Here is an 18,357-nt window from a genome sequence, read left to right as displayed (position 1 = left end):
TCCCGGGGACAGCGTCCGGTCCGCCATCAGCTCCCGGCACATCGTGCGGTGCGAGGTGACGGGCCTGCACCGGCGTTGCCGGAACCGCGCCCCTGGCGCAGCCAGGCTCCGACGCGAAGTGACAACAAGCCTGCCTGGGTGACACCTATCGCGCCTCGGCTCGGTGCATACACAACATGAACCGCATTATTCGGATCGCCGGGAAGCTCCCATTCCAGGAAGTGATTATTGGGGTTCTCGGGATTTTCGGAGGCGGAGTCGAGGTGGTGTGAATGGGTCATGTATTCGCGCCAGAACCAATACTGGCTCTCCGGGTGGTCGCAGTCTGCTGCAAGTCGAGTTTCCTGCTTGAACTTCCCCTGCCGCCCGGATCGATGCGCGGCGGAGGGGGCGAGGGCGGCCGGACCGCGGAAGCCGGGGACCATGCCATACTGCCGCGGCGCGGTGGTCTCTGCGCGGAGCTGTACAGGCTTCAGGCCCGCGGCTACCGGTGAATGTGGCCGGAACGGGTCCCTGGTGTGTCCGGGAAAAATATGGGTCGAAGCCGCCGGCCTGACGGAACTCCGCGAAACCAGCGGAGTGATCACGCCGGAGGTGCTGTGTGCCTCGCCCCGGCTGCTCGTGCTGGAGAAGATGCGGCCACGCCGCGACGACGAGCGTTTCTGGGAGCGGCTCGCCCACACGGTCGCCGCCCTGCACACCTCCACGACCGCCGGACGGTTCGGCTGGCACCGTCCGGGCTGGCTGGGCCGGCTGCGCCAGGACAACACGTGGGACAGCGACGGCTACGCGTTCCTCGCGGAGCGGCGCATCCTGCGCTGGCTGTCGGAACCTCTGGTCGAGGCGGCCTTCGACGCCGCGGAGCGGCAGGCCCTGGAACGGCTCTGCGCCGCCCTGCCCGAACTCGTGCCGAACCGGCCCCCGTGCCTGACGCACGGCGATCTGTGGCAGGAGAACATCGTCGCCACCGCCGAGGGCGCGCCCGCGCTCATCGACCCCGCCGTGTCCTACAACTGGCCGGAAATCGACCTCAGCATGCTGTGGTGCTCCCCGCGCCCGCCCGCCTCGGACCGCTTCTTCGCCGTGTACGAGGAGATCACCGGGATCGACGACGGCTGGCGGGACCGGATGGACCTCTTCCATCTCCGGGAACTCCTGAGCATCATCGCCCATGACGACGACGACTGGGGGGCCGCGGAGGCCGTACGGAAGATCATCGCCCCGTTCCGGCGGGACGGTGGCCCGGCGACGGCGTGACCGGAGTGCCGCCGATGGCCGAGGAACCGCTGTGTCTCCCCGACGATCGACCGGTGCAGCAGACGTCATTTGCCCGACGAGCAGGCCGCCACCCGCCTGGTCAGGCGGGGCCGTGCGGAGGTGGTCCACCTGAAGTGGTGAACCTGGGCGTAGGTCTCCTCGGCGGGAACGCCCTGCTGATCGGCGGTGTGTTCGCCACCTTCGCCTGCCTCTCCCCGGTGCTGACCGAGTCGGCGGGCTTCTCCGAGGGCGTCGTCCCGCTGCTGTTCGTCCTGTACGGCGTGGGCACCGTCATCGGCAACATCGTTCTCGGCCGCCTGGCGGACGCGCAACGATGCGCGTCCTGTGGCTGGGCGGTGTGGTCCTGGCCGTGCTCCTGGGGCTGTACGCGCTCGCCGGGACCAGCCAGGCGCTCTCCCTCGTCGCCCTGTTCCTGCTGGGCTTCATCGGACTCCCGCTCAACCCGGCCATGGCATCGCGCGTCATGAGCCTGTCCAACAGTGGCGCCCTGATCAACACCATGAACACCGCGACGATCTGCGCGGGCGTCACCATCGGCACCTGGCTCGCCGGTGTGGGTATCGACGTCTCCGGCTACCGTGCCCCGATGCGGGTCGGCGCGCTCCTCCCGCTCGGCACACTGGCCACTCTGCTCATCGCGCGGATCACCGACCGGCACCGTGCGGGGAGTGGCCGTACCGCTCCTGCCCCCGCCCCCCGCCAGCTGTCCGCCCCCGCTCGCCGTCCGCTGCCGCCGCGGCCCACGGCGCGGCGGCCTTTCACGTCATCCTTATTCGCGTCGCCCTTTTCACGCCATTGTTTTTGCGCAATCGAACCAAAACGGTTGGATTGCCCCATGGGGAGGCCCAGGAAGTTCGACGAGACGCGCGCCCTCACGGCGGTCATGAACACGTTCTGGCAGCGCGGATACGAGGCGACCTCCACCCGTGACCTGGCCGAGTCCACCGGCATGGGGCTGTCGAGCCTGTCCAACGCCTTCGGTGGCAAGCGGCAGCTGTACCTGCGCGCGCTGCGCCGCTCCTACGAGACCAACACCGTCGCGCAGACCGAGCTGCTGGGGCGGCCGGGGCCGGTCCGCTGTTCAGCCCAGCGCGTCAGCCGCTCGCACGAGGCGTTCGGCGAGGGATTCCTGTCCGGCGGAGGGCGCTGTCATCAGACTCCAGTGACCGACCTTGCCCGTCTCGGTATCGAGGAACGACCCCGCATGCGGATCATCCGGGTCGTCCCCCGTGAACGGCAGCCAGGCGCGGGGCCAACCGCCGGTCTCGGTCATCATCGCGTGCAGGCCCACGGCGCGGTCGACGCGCAGCAGCCCTTCCCCGAGCAGGAAGATGTTCAGGTCCTCGTTCTCCTCTTCGTCGCCGACCAGCAGCGCGGGCAGCGGCTGTCCGCCCCGTTTCCACAGCCACAGGGTCTGGTCGGGCAGCCGGCGACCGAGCATCTCCGCGTAGTCCGGTTCCCGGTCGAATGCGGCCGGGTCCGGAGGCTCGGGGTGCACCTCGCTGCCCGTCCCTCTCTCCCACAGCCACCGCAGTCGGAGAGGCAGCGGAAGGGCGAGCATCTCCCGGTAGCCCACCATGAACTCGAACGCCGACAGGTGCGGGGGCATCTCGTGGGTGCCGTCATGCAGTGACCACAGTGCCTTCAGACCGGCCGGCAGGACCACACCGGTTGCCCGCTCGGCCGCGTCCAACTGCTCGCAGGTCGCGGGCGGGCGCAAGGTAGCGAGTGACAGCGGGGTCCGCTCTTCCAGCCGCTCCTCCAAGCGCCTCCATGCCGCTGACACGGCGGTGACACGGCGGTGACCTCGTCGTTGTGTGTCATGCGCGTCAAGGTGCAGAAGGCCGGTGAGGTTCCCTCAAGGGTGATCACTTCCGGCTTCCTGCTTCCGGCTTCCGGCTTCCGACGAGGACGAGGGCTGCCTCCCTGCCTCGTACGGGGCCTCCTGTGGGCTTCTCCCGGCCGTACGGCTACGGCGCGACGCGGACGCGGTGACGTGCACGCGGTTCCCGGGCCGGAACGCGGTGCCGGCGCCGCCCCGACGCCCGCCCCGCGCGGGTCACGTGCCGAACACGCAGGACCCGGGCCGCCCGTCGTCCCCGGACCCGCCGTCCAGGAGCCGTTCCACCTCTCCTCGGGAGTGGTCGAGGATCACCCGGAGGCACTGGGCGGCACCCGCCGCATCGCCCGCGGCGACGGCCCGCGCCGCCTCCACGTGCCGGAGCACCGCCGCCTCCTCCACCCGCTCCGGCATCAGGGACAACTCCCCGCGCGCCACGAGCAACTCCTCCGTCACATCGGCGAGCTGGGCGAACATGGTGTTGGCCGATGCCGCCAGCAGCGTGCGGTGGAAGGCGGCGTCCGCGGCGATGAACCCCTTCATGTCGCCGTTCCGCCCGGCGCCGGACATGGCCCTCGCGTGCGCGAGCAGCGTCTCGCGCAGCGCGGGATCGCCGCGCCGGGCCGCCAGGGACGCGGCGGACGGTTCGACGGCCGCCCGCAGCTCCGCCAGCTCCCGCAGTTGCTCGCGCCGCTGCGAGGTGGCCAGGCGCCACCGGATGACCTGGGGGTCGTACAGGTTCCACTCCGGCAGCGGACGGACGGTGATGCCCACCCGGGGGCGGCTGTGCACCACCCGCTTGGACTCCAGCACGCGCACGGCCTCCCGCGCGACGGTCCGGGACACCCCGTACTGCGCCTGGACGTCCTCCAGGCGCAGTATCCGGCCGGCCCGCCGCTCGTCGTCGGCCAGGGCCTCGCCGATACGGTCGACGACCTGCCCGTGCAGCCCCTGAAGTTCCACCGCTCTCCCGTCCTCGGCCGTCCCCGGCCGTGTGTGCCCGACCGGGCGGGTCAGCGAGCGCCCGCCAGCCGCTCCAGCAGCGCGGCGACCCGTTCGCCGGCCGCGGTGGCCCCTCGCGAGGTCAGGGACGCACCCATGCCGCAGGCCACGGCCCCGGCCGCGATCCACTCCGGTGCGTCCTCGATTGTCACACCCCCGGTCGGGATCACCGGTGCCTGGGGGAGCGCGGACCGTACGCCGGCGAGCCAGGACGGCCGCAGCGCGGACGCGGGGAACAGCTTCAGCGCGTCGGCGCCCTCCTCCATCGCCCGCACCATCTCGGTCGGGGTGGCCACGCCGGGGAAGACCGGAACGCCGTAGCGGTGGCCGGTGCGGATCACCTCGGGATGCAGACTCGGCGACACCAGGAACCGTGCCCCCGCCTCGACCGCCGCCCGCGCCGCCGCCGCGTCCAGCACCGTCCCCGCGCCGACCAGCGCGCCGGTACGGGTCTCGCGCACGCGGGCGATGGCGGTGAGCGCGCCGGGGGTGGTGAGGGCGACCTCCACGGCGTGCAGCCCGGCGTCCAGCACGGCCTCGGCCGCCGCGACGGCCTCCTTCGCGCCGCCGCCGCGGACGATGCCGAACACCCGCTGGGCGGTGACGGCCTGGACGATCTCCCATCGGTACATGGCGCTCCGTTCTCGAAGAGGGGACTCTCGAAGGGGAAACTTCCGGAGGGAAACCCTCGAAGGGAAACCCTCGAAGGGGAACTCTCGAAGGGGAAACCCTTGAGGGGGAAACCCTTGAGGGGAACTCTCGAAGGGCGGGCACAGGCGGGTGAACCGCCGGTGGCCGGCGTCAGCGGTGCACCGTCTCCCGGGCGCCGCCGAAACCGGCCAGCGCCCGTGCCAGCCCCGTCCGGTCGGGCAGCCCGTCCACGTCGCTCACGCACTGGACCGCCAGGGCCGCCACGGCGGCGGCCTCCGCCAGCGCCCGGTCGTACGGGACGTTCCGCAGCCATCCGGACAGGAAACCGGCGGCGAACGCGTCGCCGGCGCCCACCGGGTCGACCAGGGGAACGGGGTGGGCGGGCTGCGGCCCCCACGTCCGCGCCGCGGTCGTGTACGAGGCCGACTTGTCGCGGTGCTTGACGACGACGCCCGTGACGCCCGAGGCGAGGAGCCGGTCCACGGCCCCGCCGGGATCGCCGTCGCCGCCGTTCAGCAGGTCCAGCTCGTCCGCCCCGGCCAGCACCAGGTCGGCCCGGCGCAGCAGGGGCGCGACCACGGCCCGCCACCGGTCCGGCGGCGCCAGGCGCAGCCGGATGTTCGGGTCGAACGAGACGGCGGCGCCCGCCTCCCGGGCCAGCTCCATCAGCCGTACGGTGGCCAGGTGCGCGTCCTGCGACAGCATCGGGGTGATGCCGGTGAGGTGGACCAGGCGCGCCCCGTCCACCATCTCGGGCCGCAGCGCTCCGGAGGAGAGGCGCGAGGCGGCCGAACCGGCACGGTAGTACTGCACGTCGATCGCGCGGGCGGGGTGGCTGTCCCGCAGCAGCAGTCCGGTGGGCGCCTCGGCGTCCACGTCCGCGTACGCGACGTCGATGCCGTCGGCGCGGAGCTGGGACAGCACCGCCCGGCCCGCCGGGTCGTCGCCCACCCGGCCGATCCAGCGGGTGCGGTGGCCCAGGCGGGCCAGTCCCGCCGCGACGTTGCTCTCGGCGCCCGCGACGGAGCGGCGGAAGGCGACGGCGCGGTCGAGGGGGACGCCCGGTTCGGCCACCATCAGCAGCATGGCCTCGCCGCACGTCACCACCTCGGGCGCCGGGCCGCCGGCCAAGTCCTCGCCGGGCCCTGTCGTGACGTTCATCGGGGAACTCCCTCCCGCACGGCTCAGAACGCCCGGCGCGGCGGCGCCGAGTCGGTCGCCCCCACCAGGAAGTCGAGGTCGGCGCCGGTGTCCGCCTGCGTCACGTGCTCGGTGTACAGCCGGGTCCAGCCGCGCACGGCGGCCGGGGCGGGTGGCCGCCAGGCCGCGCGGCGCCGTTCCAGCTCCGCGTCGTCCAGCAGCACGTCGAGCCGGCGCGCCGGTACGTCCAGCCGGACCCGGTCCCCGGTGCGCACCAGCGCCAGCGGCCCGCCCACGGCCGCCTCCGGTGCCACGTGCAGCACGCACGCGCCGAACGCGGTGCCGGACATCCGGGCGTCCGACACCCGCACCATGTCCCGTACGCCGGCGTCCAGCAGCTTCTTCGGCAGCGGCAGGTTGCCGACCTCCGGCATGCCGGGATACCCCTTGGGCCCGGTGTTGCGCACGATCAGCACGGTGTCCGCGGTGACGTCGAGGCCGGGGTCCTCGGCGACGGCCAGGTAGTCCTCCAGCGCGTCGAAGACCAGCGCCGGGCCGGTGTGGGACAGCAGCCGGGGTTCGGCCGCGGACTGCTTGATCACCGCACCGTCGGGCGCGAGGTTGCCGCGGACGACGGCGGTGCCGGTCCCGGCCGGCAGGACCGGGTCGGTGAGCGGCCGGATGACGGCCGGGTCGTGCACTTGGGCCCCGGCGCAGTTGTCGAGCAGCGTGCGGCCGGTGACGGTCACGGGGGCCGGGTCCAGGTGGTCCCGGACGGTGTCGATCAGCGCGGGCAGGCCGCCGGCGTAGGCGAACTCCTCCATCAGGAAGCGCCCCGACGGCATCAGGTCGACCAGGAGCGGCAGTGCGGCGCCGAGCCGGTCGAAGTCGTCCAGCGTGAGCGGCACGCCGAGCCGTCCCGCGATCGCCAGCAGGTGCACCACGGCGTTGGTGGAGCCGCCGATCGCAGCGTTGACGCGCACGGCGTTCTCGAAGGCGGCCCGGGTCATGATCCGGGCCGGCGTCAGCTCGGAGCCGGCCAGCTCCACCGCCCGCATGCCGGTCTCCTCGGCCAGCGTGCCGCGCCGGGCGTCGACGGCGGGCAGCCCGGAGGCGCCGGGCAGCATCATGCCGAGGGCCTCGGCCAGGCAGGCCATGGTCGAGGCGGTGCCCATCGTCATGCAGTGGCCGGCCGACCGGTTCAGCGAGCTCTCGAACTCGGTGAACTCCTCCTGCGTCACCGTGCCCGCGCGCAGCTCCTCCGTCATCCGCCAGACGTCCGTCCCCGAGCCGACGGCCCGCCCCCGGAACCGGCCGTCGAGCATCGGCCCGCCGGTGAACACGATCGCCGGGACCCCGGCGCTGGCCGCGCCCATCAGCGCGGCGGGCGTGGTCTTGTCGCAGCCGGTGAGCAGGACCACGGCGTCCAGCGGGTTGGCGCGGATCTGCTCCTCGATCTCCATGGCGGCGAGATTGCGGTAGAGCATCGAGGTCGGCCGCAGGAACGGCTCGCCCAGCGACATCGCGGGGAACTCCAGCGGAAAGCCGCCGGCTTGCAGCACGCCCCGCTTGACGGCTTCGGCGATCAGCCGCAAGTGCCCGTTGCAGGGGGTGAGTTCGGAGAAGGTGTTGCAGATGCCGATGACGGGGCGGCCGTCGAAGTTGTGCCCGCCCCGGCCCATCGCGCGCAGGTGGTGCCGGGCGATGAAACCGTTCTTGCCGCCGTCGCCGAACCAGCTCCTGCTGCGCAGCGGCGGGGGTGTGGTGCCGGTCATGGTCTTCCCTTCGTGGCCGGGGCCGGAGCCGGGGCCGATGCCGGGATCGGTGATCCGAGGGCCGCCGCGACGGACTTGACCAACTCGTGTCCCGCCGCCCTCTTCAATGGTCATATCAAATCACGTTACGGTCTGCGCGCGACCGGATGCACCCCGCCGTGCCGTACATCGAGCTGTACGCCGTGCCGTACGAAGGAGAACCGCATGGAGGCCACGACGATGCGGGCGGTGACGTGGCGGCTGATGCCGTTCCTCGTCCTGCTGTACCTCGTCGCCTACGTCGACCGCTCGAACGCCGGCTTCGCCAAGCTGACGCTCCAGGAGGAACTGGGCCTGTCCCACACGGCGTTCACTCTCGGGCAGGTCGCGTTCTTCGTCGCGTACGCCTGCTGTGAGGTCCCGAGCAACGTCTGGCTGGAGCGCTTCGGCGCCCGCCGCTGGTTCACCCGCATCATGCTCGGCTGGGGACTGGTCACCGTGCTCACCGCGCTGGTCACCACGCCCTGGCAGTTCTACCTGGCCCGGTTCCTCCTGGGCGCGGCCGAAGCCGGCTTCTACCCGGGGGTGCTGTACTACCTGACCAAGTGGTACCCGTACCGCTACCGCGCCCGGGTCGTCGGCTGGTTCATGCTGTCCCAGCCCCTCGCCTTCCTCGTCGGCAACCCCGTCATGGGCGCACTCGACGACCTGGACGGCACGCTCGGCCTGGCGGGCTGGCAGTGGATCTTCGTCGCCACCGGCGCCCCCGCCGTGCTGCTGGCCTTCGTCACACTGCGCGTCCTGCCCGACGGCCCCGGCGAGGTGCGGTGGCTGGACGCGGCACAGCGCGGCTGGATCGCGGCCGAACTGGCGGCCGAGGCACGGCAGGCGGAGCGGGACGGCACGGGGCACGGCGGCCCGCTGGGCACCCTGCGCGACCGGCGGGTGATCCTCCTGGCGCTGTTCTACCTGTGCTTCCCGCTCGGCTCCTACGGGCTGAGCTTCTGGCTGCCGACCATCGTGGACGGCTTCGGCGGACTCACCGGCACCCAGACCGGGCTCGTCACCGCGATTCCGTACGTCTTCGTCGCCCTCGGCCTGTACGTCGTACCGCGGCTCGCCGACCGCAGCGGCGGCCGCTACCCGTGGATCGCCGGCATGGCGGCGACCGGCGCCCTCGGGCTCGCCGCCAGCGCCGTCGTCACGGACCCGGTCCTGCGCATGGCTCTCCTCAGCGTCGCCGCGCTGGGCATCTACGCCGGGCAGCCGGTGCTGTGGTCACTGCCGTCCCGCTTCCTCACCGGCGTCCAGGCGGCCTCCGGCATCGCCCTGATCAACGCGGTGGGCAACCTCGGCGGCGGCTTCGGCCCCATGGGCATCGGCGTCGTCGTCGACCGCACCGGCTCCACCGCGGCCGGCCTGTGGGTGCTGGTCGCCGCCATGGCGGTGGCCGCCGTCGCGACGTACGGCGTCAAGCGCGTCCTGGAACGCCCCGCGCCCCCGGCCGGCCGGCCGTCCGCCGGCGCGGCGGGACGGGCCACGGCCCGCGACTGAGGAGGGCGCCGTCTCCTCGGCCGCCGTGCCGAGCCCCCGCCAAGCCGGGGCGCGTGGGCGACCGGAGGGCTAAAATCCCCGCCATGGGCGTCTCCTGAGCAGACCGGTACACCACGGTCCATGGTCATCCGCCCGGTACCGCCGGGCGTCCCGTCCGCGTGCCCGCACGCTCACCCAGGAGGCACCCGCTCCCATGCCCCGCCGTTCCGCTTCCCCCGCACTGGACGACCGGATCGCCCGGCTGCGCGATCTCGCCCGGGCCGAACCCCACCTCGACGGCGTTCTGCTCTACGGTTCCTGGACGCTCGGCGAGGCCGACGCCCACTCCGACATCGAGGCGTACCTCTACGTCCGGGACGAGCACGTCGAGACCTTCGACGCCCCGGCGTTCCTGAGGCGGCTCGCGCCACTGGAGCTGGCGTACACCAACATGTACGGCGTTCTCGCCGTCGTCTTCGACGACCTGATGCGCGGTGAGTTCCACGTCACCGCCGCCGGTCCGGGCATCGACGAGGTCCCCACCTGGGAAGGGAGCGTCCATCTGCCCCGTCCCGAGGCCGCCGTCCTCCTGGACCGCACCGGCCGGCTCACCCGGGCCGCCCGCCGCCTGGCCACGTTCCGTCCGCCCGAGCCCGTCACCACCGCGCAGCGGCTCACCGACGAACTGGCCAACTGGACCCTCATGCTCGCCCACGTCCTGAACCGCGGGGAGACGGCACGCGCCCACGCCCTGCTGCACACCGTCATCGCCCCCCAGCAGCTCCAGCTCTGCCGTCTCCTGCGCGGCAGCACCACCCACTGGCTGACCCCCAGCCGGGCACTGGAGCAGGACCTGCCCGCCTCCGACTACGACCGCTACATCGCCACCACCGGTGCCGCGCGCGAGCCCGGTCTCCGGACGGCGGCCCGTGAGAGCTGGCGCTGGAGCCGGGAACTGGGCGCCCTGGCCGCCGACCGCTGGGCCCTGCGGCTGCCGGTGGGACTGCACGACCGGATCAGCGGTCTCCTGGAGACGGACGGCTGACCACCGGTGTGCCGGTGCCGCCCACCGGCGGCGGTACCGGCACACCCGGCCTCCCGCACGATGCCGGGCCGCGGAACTCCCCGGCCGGGCGAGGCCCGGGGCCCGGATGTCCGCCGGAGATCCCACAGCCCGGCGGGAACGGCGGGCAGCAGGGCAGCAGGGCAGCAAGGCGGCATCCGGGACGCCGAGACGGCTCCGGCCCTCATGACCACGCCCGGATCACTCATGACACGTCCGCATCCGGCACGGGCGCCCCGTGGCACCGGGCCCGGCCGGGCAGCCGTCCCGCCGGGCGGCCTCGTGCCCGGGCCGCCCGCCGGGAGGCCGGCCGGCGTCAGCCGATCCGGGCCTCCAGGTCGAGGAGGAGGGTGCGCAGATCGCCGGCGACGCGGTGGCGCTCGTCCGCGCTGAGCGACCTGAGGAGGTCGGATTCGAAGGCGAAGTGGTTCTCCAGGTCGCGGTCGAGGTCGGACACCGCTTCGGGGGTGAGCCGGACGATGGTGGAGCGGCCGTCCTCGGGGGAGGTGGTCCTGGTGATCCACCCCTCCTGTTCGAGCCGCTTCAGCCGGCCGCTCAGGCCGGCACCGGAGACGAGCATGGCCTGGCGGAGCCGGCCCGGGGTGAGCGCGTAGGGCGGGCCGACCCGGCGCAGGGCGCGCAGCACGTCGAAGTCGCCGAGGTTGCTCACCAGCATCCCGGGGCGCCGGCGCAGGCGCCGGTTCTGCGCTTCCTCGATCAGCTGTCCCAGCCGCTGGATGCGGGCGAGCACCTCGCCCGGCGAGACGTCGAGCCGGGGGCAGGAGGCGGCCCACTGCCGTGTGGCGGTGTCGACGGCGTCGGCGGCGTCCGAGGAGTCCGAAGCGTCCGAGGCGGACATATGGTTCGCTCTTTCTCTAAACAGGGGAGGTGCCACCAGGCTAACCGCCGCCCGGATCCGGCGGGCATATGGGCGATCCACCCAATTGATTCGTTCGCGAACTACCTATAGCGTGGGCGGCATGCATAGCGAGCACGTCTCCCCCCTGCTCACGGACCCCGGGACACGGGCCTCGGTGGCGCCTCGCCGGCGCTCACCCGGACTCGTCCTGGCGAGCGCGAGCCTGGGCACCCTGCTGGTCATCCTGCTGACCTCCGGCCTGAACATCGCCTCCCCGGCGATCCGCTCCACCTTCCACGCGGGCGGGACCGCGATCGGCTGGGTGCTGTCCGGCTACACCCTCGCCTTCGCGATGCTGTCGCTGACGGGCGGGGCGCTGACCGACCGGTTCGGGGCCCGCCGCGTCTTCCTGGCCGGACTGGGCGTCTTCACCGCGTTCAGCCTGGTCGCGGCAGCCGCCCCCACGGTGGCTCTGGTGGTCGTCGGCACGTTCGGGCAGGGTGTCGGCGCCGCGCTGGTGCTGCCCTCGGCGCTCACCCTCATCCAATTCGTCTACCAGGACGTTCCCGGCCGGCTCTCCTGGGCGATCGGCATGTGGGCCGGGGCGAACGCCCTGGGGGCGGCGCTGGGCCCGGTGCTGTGCGGTGCGCTGGTGTCGGTGTCCTCCTGGAGGGCCATGTTCCTGGCCGTCGCCGTGCTCGCGGTCGTCTTCGCGCTGGTCGGGCGTCCCGTCCTGCCGCTGCTGCGGGGCGGCGGAGCCCGGCTCGACCTGCCGGGCCTGGTCGTGATGGTCGTCCTGCTGGGGCTGGTGGCGTTCCTGGCCCACGACTGGCGCGCGCTGCCCGCCTGGGCCCTCGGCGCGGGCGTGGCGGCGACCGCCGCGGGGGTGTGGCTCTTCGGCCGGGTGGAGCGGCGCGCCGCCGCGCCGATGCTGCCGCTCGGCCAGCTGCGGGACGTCCCGTTCAGCGCCAACGCGGTGGTCACCGTGGTCGGTACGGCCGCCTTCTTCGGCACGCTGTACATCGTCAGCATGGGGCTCCAGGACGAACTGGGCATGTCCGCCTTCGCGGCGGGAGTGGCCCTGCTGCCCCTGGCCGGCGGCAACATCGTGGCCGCGCTGGCGGCCGGGCGGGTGATCGGCCGGCTCGGCGTGCGCGGGGCGATGGTCCTCGGCTCCGTGCTCGTCGTCGCCGTCCTGATCCCCATGCCGCTGGTCTTCGAGCGGTACGGGCTCCTGCTCGTCCTGCTGGTCTTCCTCGGCATGGGCTGGGGCCTGCTGGTGCCCACCACGTCGGCGGCGGGTCTGGCCCGGGCCGTGGCGGGCAAGGAGGGCGTGGCCTCCGGCGTCACGGCCGGCGGCCGGGAGCTGGGTGCCGCCCTCGCCGCGGCCACCCTGCTTCCCCTGGGCGTCAGGGCCGGGATCTGGGGCGCGGCCGGTGCCGGGCTCGTCTCGCTGCTGGTGGTCCTGGCAGCGGTGCGCGCCGTGGACGGGGCTCCCGCTCCCCGCCGCTGAGCGCGGCGGCCCGTTCGCCGCCGGGCCCGTCGCCCGGGCGGTACGGCGGCGAACGGCTTTCCGTCCCGGAGGCCGGGGTCAGGGGCGGGGCTTGATGTTGAGGTTCACCCCGAGGTTCGCCTCGCCGTCCACCACCGTCCAGCTGCCGCCCGGGTACAGGCCCAGGTTCCGTACTGCGTACCCGAGTTCCCGGAGTTCACCGACCACCGCGTCGCGCGCCTCGCCCACCTGGAAACCGATGTGGTGGACGCCGTTGCCGTGCCGGTCGAGGAACTCCCGGAAGGTGGAGGGGTTCTCGTCCGGCTCGTGCAGCTCGATGACGAACCCGCGCTCCTGGCACTCGATCACCGCGAACTTCAGCCCGTAGCAGGCGGTCCGGCCGCGGTAGGTCTCCTGGGGGTTCGGCTCCGCGGGGGTGACACGGACGGCGGGACGGGGCACGTCCAGCAGTTCGCACCACGCGTCCAGGGCGCGGTCCATGTCCTCGACGACCAGGGCGATCTGGATGAAGCCGGTCAGCGGTACGGGGTTCTTCACGAAAGTGCTCCTTCGGTGCGGTGCGGGGTGGGGTGGGGGAAAGTGGCGAGGGATGGGGCGGCAGGGGTCTCGCGGCGGAGGCGGGCCGGTGGGAGCGCGGGGGGCGGGGTCCGTCACGTGCGGGACAGCTCGGGCGACGGCGTGCCGGGCCCGTCCGAGGGATCGGGGCCCGCCTCCTGAGGGCTCTTCGGGCCCGCCGGCGGCGCGGACTTCTCCGCCCGGGGGCCGCGGAAGAGGACGGCGAACACCAGGAAGGTCAGCAGCGAGACGGCGGTGGCGATGCCCCACAGGGCGTTCCAGTGGCCGAGGTCGCTCGTGGCGTGGTTGCCGATCGTGCCGTTGTAGATCAGGCCGGCGATCAGTGCGCCGAGGCCCTGTCCGACACCGATGCTCAGGAAGAACACCAGCGCCTGCGCCTGCGCCTTCAGCGCCGGCGTCACCATGCGGTCCACGTAGATGCAGGCCGTGATCATGAAGAAGTCGTTGCACGCGCCGTGCATGCCGACCACCACGAACGCCAGCCAGGAGGGCCCGGTGCTCATGGACATGAACAGCACGCAGCGGGCGACCCAGCAGAGCAGGCCGATGGTGAGCACGCCCCGGTAGCCCACCGTGCGCAGCAGCAGGGGCAGCACCAGGATGAAGACCAGTTCGCAGGCCTGGCCCAGGGACATCACCGAGGCGACGTTCTCGATCCCGGCGACGGACAGGTAGGTGGAACCGTACGCGTTGTAGACGGCGATGGGGACGGAGATCAGCAGCATGCAGGTCATCAGCACCACGAACCGGCGCTGCCGGAACAGGGCGAAGGCGCCGCTGCCGATGACGTCACCCGGCTTGAACCGCGCGTCGCGCTGCTGCGGCGGGGTCGCGGGCAGGGTGAAGGAGTACAGGCCGAGCAGGAGGGACCAGCCCGCCGCGAGGTAGAAGATCGTGGAGCTCGCCGACAGGCCGGTCTGGCCGACGATCAGGCCCGCGACGATCCAGGAGGCGGTGCCCAGTGACCGGATGTAGGGGAAGAGGTCGTGCCGGTCCTTCATGTGCACGAACGCGATGTTGTTGGGCATCGCCTGGGTCGGCTGGAAGAAGAGGGTGAAGGCGAAGAGCAGGACCAGGAAGAGGGCGTCGTTCCCGGCCGCCACCGCGCTGGGGATGAACAACAGGATGGCGGCGCCCGCCAGGTGCAGGACGCCGAACACCTTCTGGGCCTGGAAGAAACGGTCCGCCAGTGCGCCGACGAACAGGGGGGAGATGACGGCGGCGAGTGAGGAGAAGACGAAGACGAGGCCGATGAGGTCGCCCAGCCCGTTCTCGCTGAGGACGAGGCCGATCGTCGGGTACCACGAACCGAAGACGAGGAATTCGAGGACCATCATCGCGCCGAGGCGGGCGTACAGTCCGGAGGATTTGTTCATTGATGATCCTCTCCCTTGAGAATCAAGCGGTCGCTGAGGAGTGGGGGCGGCGCGGCCCCGGGGCGGCGCGGGCCGGGGTCAGAGTTCCTTGACGCGCAGGCGGCGCCAGCGGCAGGCGGCGTCGGCGCCCCACCGGTCGAGGCCCATGCGCTTGTCGGTGTCGTGCACCTCCAGCGCGATGTGCCCGCGCGAGCCGAGCAGGGCGTGCACGGCCTCGGCGTCGTAGTGCGGTGCCGTGAGGGTCGCGAGGTCGATCTCGGCGACGAGCAGGCCGTTGATCCAGGTGGTGACGAGCGGCAGGTCGCCGACGCAGCGGATGCGGAACTCGTTCCAGTCGTTCCAGCGCCAGACGGCGAGGAACTCGTCGATGCCGCAGGCCTTGGTCAGCATGGCCCGCTTGGCCGGGGTGAACGGCTCCAGGCTGGTGGCCGGGTCGTCCTCGCGCAGCCCCACCGGGGTGCCCTGGCCGTCGCGTGCGGCGTCCAGCGCGAACGGGACGGCGTGGAAGGCGCCGATGCCGTTGCCGTAGTAGCCGCCGATCGAGCCGGACCTGCGGTGGTCGAGGAGGATCTGCAGGCCCTCCCAGGAGTGCGGCCGGCGGCGGATCAGGATGCCGCTGTCGGCGGGCCAGTCGGGCTTGGCCTCCAGGACCAGTTCGAAGTCGCCGAAGGACTCCTCGCTGACCAGGTAGCCGCCGTAGCCGCTGCCGGGCGGGTGCTGGCGGCCCACCAGTTCGCCGTTCTCCACGGTCCACCTGGCCGGGTGGGCGTCGGCGTGCGCCTGGTAGTCCGGCGGGAAGCCGTCGTCGTCCAGGACGTGCGGGCCGCCCGGCCACTGGGTGCCGTAACTGCGGGGCACGGCGTACCAGCCGTCGAGGGTCTCGCCGTCGAAAAGACTGCGGAAGCCGTTGTCGTCGGTCATCTCGGACCGCCCTTCAACACGGGGAGGGAGCCGGACGGGCGGGGGCGGGTCCGGCGGGGACGGGGGTGCCTGCGGGCCGGTGCGACGGGTCCGCCCGGCCGGGGCGGGGGAGAGGGTGCCGGGGCCGGGCGTGACGGCCCCGGCGGGGGTGCCGGGCGGGGGTGGCCGTCCGGTGGGGGAGGGGAAGGCGCGCCGGACCCGGGGTGGTGGCCCGGCGGGAGGGGAGAAGGCTCCGGCGGTCCGGGTGCCGCGGCCGGTCCGGACCGGTCCGGACCGGCCGGTGCGGTGGGGCGGGGCGACGGACCGGCCGGGCGCCGGTCAGCGGCCGTCGAGCGGGTAGGAGACGAACGCGAAGCGCCGGCTGTCGGGGGCCCAGCTGTTGACGTTCAGGGTGCCCTGGCCGCCGAAGAGGGGGTAGGTGCGCAGGGGCGTCGACCAGTCGTCCGTGGCGACCACGTGGACGGCCACGTCGAGGTCCTCGGGGTGGCCGAGGGTGCCGGCGGGGAAGGCCACGTAGGTGGCGAAGCGGCCGTCGGGGGACAGGTGCGGGAACCAGTCGACGGTCCCGGAGGTCACCAGGCGCTCGACCGGGCCGCCCTCGGCGGGCAGGCGGACGAGCTGGGCGTGGCCGGGCGCGGTCGTGAACGCCTCGCTGTTGAAGACGATCCACCGGCCGTCGGGCGAGTACTCCGGGCCGTCGATGTGGCCGTCACCGGTGTCGAGTACGCGGCCGGAGCCGCCGTCGGCGGGCATGAGGGCCAGCCGGCCGGGGGCGCCGTCCACGCCGCGCGGGATCTCCACGTAGGCGAGGGTGGTGCCGTCGGGGCTGATGCCGTGCAGGAAGTGCAGCGTCCCGTCGTCCCCGGTCAGGCGGACGCCGGGGCCGCCGGTGCGGGGCGCGCGGTACAGGTGGCCGTCCATGCCGGAGAGGTAGACGTACTCGCCGTCCGGGGACAGGACGTGGTCGTTGTTGATCGCCGGGACGCCGTCGAGGGGGATCTCCACCGGCCGGGCCGCCTCCGTGCCGAGGTCCAGCCGCCAGAGCCGGCCGTCGCCGTTGAGCAGCAGACTCCCGCCGTCGGGGCTCCAGTTGGGGGCCTCCAGCAGGATGTCGGAGGTCTCGTGGACCAGTTCGGGGGTGTCGGAGTCCAGGGAGGCGACCCAGACGCGGGTGCGCTGGCCGGGCTTCAGCTCGCGGGGGGCCATGCCGGTGTCCGGGTCGGCCTTGGTCGTTGCCATGGTCGTGTCTCTCGTTCGTGCCTCGGGCGGCCGCTCGGGGCGGGCCGGCCCATGGGTCCCGGAGGCGGGGCGCGTCGCGCGCCGGGCCGTGCGCCGGCGTGAACGGCCGGCCGATCCGGGGTGAACGGAAACCGTGAGGGGTGAGACCCCCTGATGATCGGTGCGGGATGACAGCGCTGTCAAGGGTTTTCTGACAGCGCTGTCACGAATGTGCGCCGGACAGCGCCCCGGCGATCACGCGGATGCGCCGCCGAGCAGGGCGTCGATGTGGTCGGGAGCGAGCACCGCCTCGATGCCGGCGGCCACCCCGCCGGCGAGGCCCGCCCCGTCGCCCAGGACGCTGTGCCCCAGCAGCAGATTGCGGGTGGCCAGGGGCAGCGCCCGCCGGTAGACGACGGCGCGCACCCCGGCCAGCACGTCGTCGCTGGCGGAGCTGATGAGGCCGCCCACGACGATGGTGCGCGGGTTGTAGAAGTGCACGAGGGCCGCGACGACCTCGCCGATGGGCTCGGCGGCCTCCCGCACCGCCCGTACGGCGTCCGGGTCCCCGGAACGCAGCCGGTCGGCCAGGTCCTCGATGGTCACCAGGTCCTCCCGCCCGGCCCGGAGCCTGCGCAGTACGGCACCGGCGGAGGCGACCGCCTCGACGCAGCCGACGTTGCCGCACACGCACACCACGTCGTCCGCGGCGCTCACCCGCACGTGTCCGATGTCCCCGGCCGCGCCGTCGGCGCCGCGGTGCAGCACGCCGTCGGCGTCCACCAGGCCGCCGCCGATGCCCGTGCCGACCGTGAGGTAGAGCAGCGGCGACTCCTGCGGCGGACGGGCCCGCGCCTCGCCCAGCGCCCGGAGGTTGACGTCGTTGTCGACCAGCACCGGGCAGCCGAACCGGTCGCGCAGCGCGTCACCGACCGGGAAACCGTCCCAGCCCGGCATGATCGGCGGCCGCACGGGCCGGCCCAGCCGCGGGTCCACCGGCCCCGGCAGCCCCACCACCAGGCAGCGCACCGCGGCCGGGGCGACGCCCGCCGCCTCCAGCGCGCCGAGCAGGCCCCGGGCCAGCGCGTCGAGGCCGGCGGACGGGCCGAGGGAGACGTCGAGGGCGATGTGCCGGCGGGCCAGCTCCGTCTGGTCCAGGTCGGCGACGGCCAGGTACGCCGACTGCGTGCCGACGTCGGCGACCGCCACCACCCCGGCGCGCGGGGCGAGCGCGAGCCGGTGCGCCGGGCGGCCCCGCCCCTCGGGGGCCGCCTGCCCGTCCTCGACCACCACCCCGGCCGCGAGCAGCGGCTCCAGGTGGGTGTTGACCGCCGTACGGGACAGCCCGGTCGCCCGCACCAGCGCCACCCGGGAGGAGGCCGCGCCGGAGGCGATCAGGCGGGCCAGCGAGCTGCGCACCACGCTCCCCTCGCTGCGGCCGGTGATCTGCGGGAGGGCCAGCCGTACCGGTTGCACCATGTTCACGCCTCCTGACGCGGCCGTCTTCCCTCATTAACGACCCGATTAATGACTGGAAAGAAAATAAATAGTGACTCTTGTGTTTGTAAATGGCCCTGCTTAATGTCCTTGCTGACGGAACCTGGGCGTGAGACACCCACAGTGACCGCACCCC

The 18,357-nt window shown here is 73.2% G+C and carries 15 protein-coding genes; 5 read left to right on the top strand and 10 right to left on the bottom strand.

Annotation, left to right across the window (positions count from 1 at the left end; translation table 11 throughout):
* The first annotated feature begins 279 nt into the window (after nt 1-279).
* Together ABZ340_RS26240 and ABZ340_RS26235 are read left to right on the top strand one after the other, a co-directional pair.
* Nucleotides 280-1,257 (top strand): fructosamine kinase family protein, encoded by a 978-nt coding sequence (locus tag ABZ340_RS26240; protein ID WP_358784284.1) that lies wholly within the window; start codon nt 280-282, stop codon nt 1,255-1,257.
* Nucleotides 1,258-1,591: 334 nt separating this feature from the next.
* Nucleotides 1,592-2,911, top strand: a complete 1,320-nt coding sequence (locus tag ABZ340_RS26235; RefSeq protein WP_358784283.1) for a TetR family transcriptional regulator — start codon at nt 1,592-1,594, stop codon at nt 2,909-2,911.
* A 426-nt stretch (nt 2,912-3,337) separates the two neighbouring features.
* Here the strand turns inward: ABZ340_RS26235 and ABZ340_RS26230 are convergent, their stop codons facing one another.
* From ABZ340_RS26230 to ABZ340_RS26215, 4 genes are all read right to left on the bottom strand, one after another.
* On the bottom strand, nt 3,338-4,081 hold the full coding sequence (locus tag ABZ340_RS26230; protein ID WP_358784282.1) for an FCD domain-containing protein: 744 nt from the start codon (nt 4,079-4,081) through the stop codon (nt 3,338-3,340).
* A 50-nt stretch (nt 4,082-4,131) separates the two neighbouring features.
* The gene (locus tag ABZ340_RS26225; protein ID WP_358784281.1) at nt 4,132-4,752 is read right to left on the bottom strand and encodes a bifunctional 4-hydroxy-2-oxoglutarate aldolase/2-dehydro-3-deoxy-phosphogluconate aldolase; all 621 of its coding nucleotides are present in this window, start codon (nt 4,750-4,752) and stop codon (nt 4,132-4,134) included.
* Nucleotides 4,753-4,921: 169 nt separating this feature from the next.
* On the bottom strand, nt 4,922-5,932 hold the full coding sequence (locus ABZ340_RS26220) for a sugar kinase (protein WP_358784280.1): 1,011 nt from the start codon (nt 5,930-5,932) through the stop codon (nt 4,922-4,924).
* Nucleotides 5,933-5,955: 23 nt separating this feature from the next.
* Entirely contained in the window at nt 5,956-7,686 is a 1,731-nt protein-coding gene (locus tag ABZ340_RS26215; RefSeq protein WP_358784279.1) for an IlvD/Edd family dehydratase, read from the bottom strand.
* A 204-nt stretch (nt 7,687-7,890) separates the two neighbouring features.
* Between ABZ340_RS26215 and ABZ340_RS26210 the strand changes: the two genes are divergently transcribed.
* Nucleotides 7,891-9,219: an MFS transporter gene (locus ABZ340_RS26210; protein WP_358784278.1), complete on the top strand. Its 1,329-nt coding sequence runs from the start codon at nt 7,891-7,893 to the stop codon at nt 9,217-9,219.
* Nucleotides 9,220-9,412: 193 nt separating this feature from the next.
* Nucleotides 9,413-10,243: a nucleotidyltransferase domain-containing protein gene (locus ABZ340_RS26205; RefSeq protein WP_358784277.1), complete on the top strand. Its 831-nt coding sequence runs from the start codon at nt 9,413-9,415 to the stop codon at nt 10,241-10,243.
* Nucleotides 10,244-10,577: 334 nt separating this feature from the next.
* Here the strand turns inward: ABZ340_RS26205 and ABZ340_RS26200 are convergent, their stop codons facing one another.
* Complete coding sequence (locus tag ABZ340_RS26200; RefSeq protein WP_358784276.1) at nt 10,578-11,120, bottom strand: MarR family transcriptional regulator; 543 nt, start codon at nt 11,118-11,120, stop codon at nt 10,578-10,580.
* Nucleotides 11,121-11,241: 121 nt separating this feature from the next.
* Between ABZ340_RS26200 and ABZ340_RS26195 the strand changes: the two genes are divergently transcribed.
* Nucleotides 11,242-12,633, top strand: coding sequence for an MFS transporter (locus ABZ340_RS26195; protein WP_358784275.1), 1,392 nt, complete (start codon nt 11,242-11,244; stop codon nt 12,631-12,633).
* Between the two features lie 78 nt (nt 12,634-12,711).
* On the opposite strand, the gene ABZ340_RS26190 is transcribed toward ABZ340_RS26195, so the two are convergent.
* The 5 genes from ABZ340_RS26190 to ABZ340_RS26170 form a co-directional block, all read right to left on the bottom strand.
* Complete coding sequence (locus ABZ340_RS26190) at nt 12,712-13,170, bottom strand: VOC family protein (RefSeq protein WP_358784274.1); 459 nt, start codon at nt 13,168-13,170, stop codon at nt 12,712-12,714.
* Nucleotides 13,171-13,283: 113 nt separating this feature from the next.
* Nucleotides 13,284-14,585 carry an MFS transporter gene (locus ABZ340_RS26185; RefSeq protein WP_358784273.1) on the bottom strand — a complete coding sequence of 434 codons (1,302 nt, stop codon included), beginning with the start codon at nt 14,583-14,585 and terminating at the stop codon, nt 13,284-13,286.
* A 78-nt stretch (nt 14,586-14,663) separates the two neighbouring features.
* On the bottom strand, nt 14,664-15,506 hold the full coding sequence (locus ABZ340_RS26180; RefSeq protein ID WP_358784272.1) for a DUF1080 domain-containing protein: 843 nt from the start codon (nt 15,504-15,506) through the stop codon (nt 14,664-14,666).
* A 318-nt stretch (nt 15,507-15,824) separates the two neighbouring features.
* Nucleotides 15,825-16,745, bottom strand: a complete 921-nt coding sequence (locus ABZ340_RS26175) for a hypothetical protein (protein WP_358784271.1) — start codon at nt 16,743-16,745, stop codon at nt 15,825-15,827.
* A gap of 234 nt (nt 16,746-16,979) precedes the next feature.
* Nucleotides 16,980-18,203 carry an ROK family protein gene (locus ABZ340_RS26170; protein WP_358784270.1) on the bottom strand — a complete coding sequence of 408 codons (1,224 nt, stop codon included), beginning with the start codon at nt 18,201-18,203 and terminating at the stop codon, nt 16,980-16,982.
* Nucleotides 18,204-18,357 lie beyond the last annotated feature (154 nt).

Source organism: Streptomyces sp. NPDC006134, assembly GCF_040628835.1.
Taxonomy (GTDB): Bacteria; Actinomycetota; Actinomycetes; order Streptomycetales; family Streptomycetaceae; genus Streptomyces.
Note: the sequence above shows the minus strand (reverse complement) of the source record. Positions and strands in the feature narration are given on the sequence as shown.

Excerpts from the sequence above, each read along its gene's own strand:
- ABZ340_RS26240 (WP_358784284.1), top strand. The coding sequence starts at position 280 with ATGTATTCGCGCCAGAACCAATACTGGCTCTCCGGGTGGTCGCAGTCT.
- ABZ340_RS26235 (WP_358784283.1), top strand. The coding sequence starts at position 1,592 with ATGCGCGTCCTGTGGCTGGGCGGTGTGGTCCTGGCCGTGCTCCTGGGG.
- ABZ340_RS26225 (WP_358784281.1), bottom strand. The coding sequence starts at position 4,752 with ATGTACCGATGGGAGATCGTCCAGGCCGTCACCGCCCAGCGGGTGTTC.
- ABZ340_RS26220 (WP_358784280.1), bottom strand. The coding sequence starts at position 5,932 with ATGAACGTCACGACAGGGCCCGGCGAGGACTTGGCCGGCGGCCCGGCG.
- ABZ340_RS26215 (WP_358784279.1), bottom strand. The coding sequence starts at position 7,686 with ATGACCGGCACCACACCCCCGCCGCTGCGCAGCAGGAGCTGGTTCGGC.
- ABZ340_RS26210 (WP_358784278.1), top strand. The coding sequence starts at position 7,891 with ATGGAGGCCACGACGATGCGGGCGGTGACGTGGCGGCTGATGCCGTTC.
- ABZ340_RS26205 (WP_358784277.1), top strand. The coding sequence starts at position 9,413 with ATGCCCCGCCGTTCCGCTTCCCCCGCACTGGACGACCGGATCGCCCGG.
- ABZ340_RS26200 (WP_358784276.1), bottom strand. The coding sequence starts at position 11,120 with ATGTCCGCCTCGGACGCTTCGGACTCCTCGGACGCCGCCGACGCCGTC.
- ABZ340_RS26195 (WP_358784275.1), top strand. The coding sequence starts at position 11,242 with ATGCATAGCGAGCACGTCTCCCCCCTGCTCACGGACCCCGGGACACGG.
- ABZ340_RS26185 (WP_358784273.1), bottom strand. The coding sequence starts at position 14,585 with ATGAACAAATCCTCCGGACTGTACGCCCGCCTCGGCGCGATGATGGTC.
- ABZ340_RS26180 (WP_358784272.1), bottom strand. The coding sequence starts at position 15,506 with ATGACCGACGACAACGGCTTCCGCAGTCTTTTCGACGGCGAGACCCTC.
- ABZ340_RS26175 (WP_358784271.1), bottom strand. The coding sequence starts at position 16,745 with ATGGCAACGACCAAGGCCGACCCGGACACCGGCATGGCCCCCCGCGAG.
- ABZ340_RS26170 (WP_358784270.1), bottom strand. The coding sequence starts at position 18,203 with ATGGTGCAACCGGTACGGCTGGCCCTCCCGCAGATCACCGGCCGCAGC.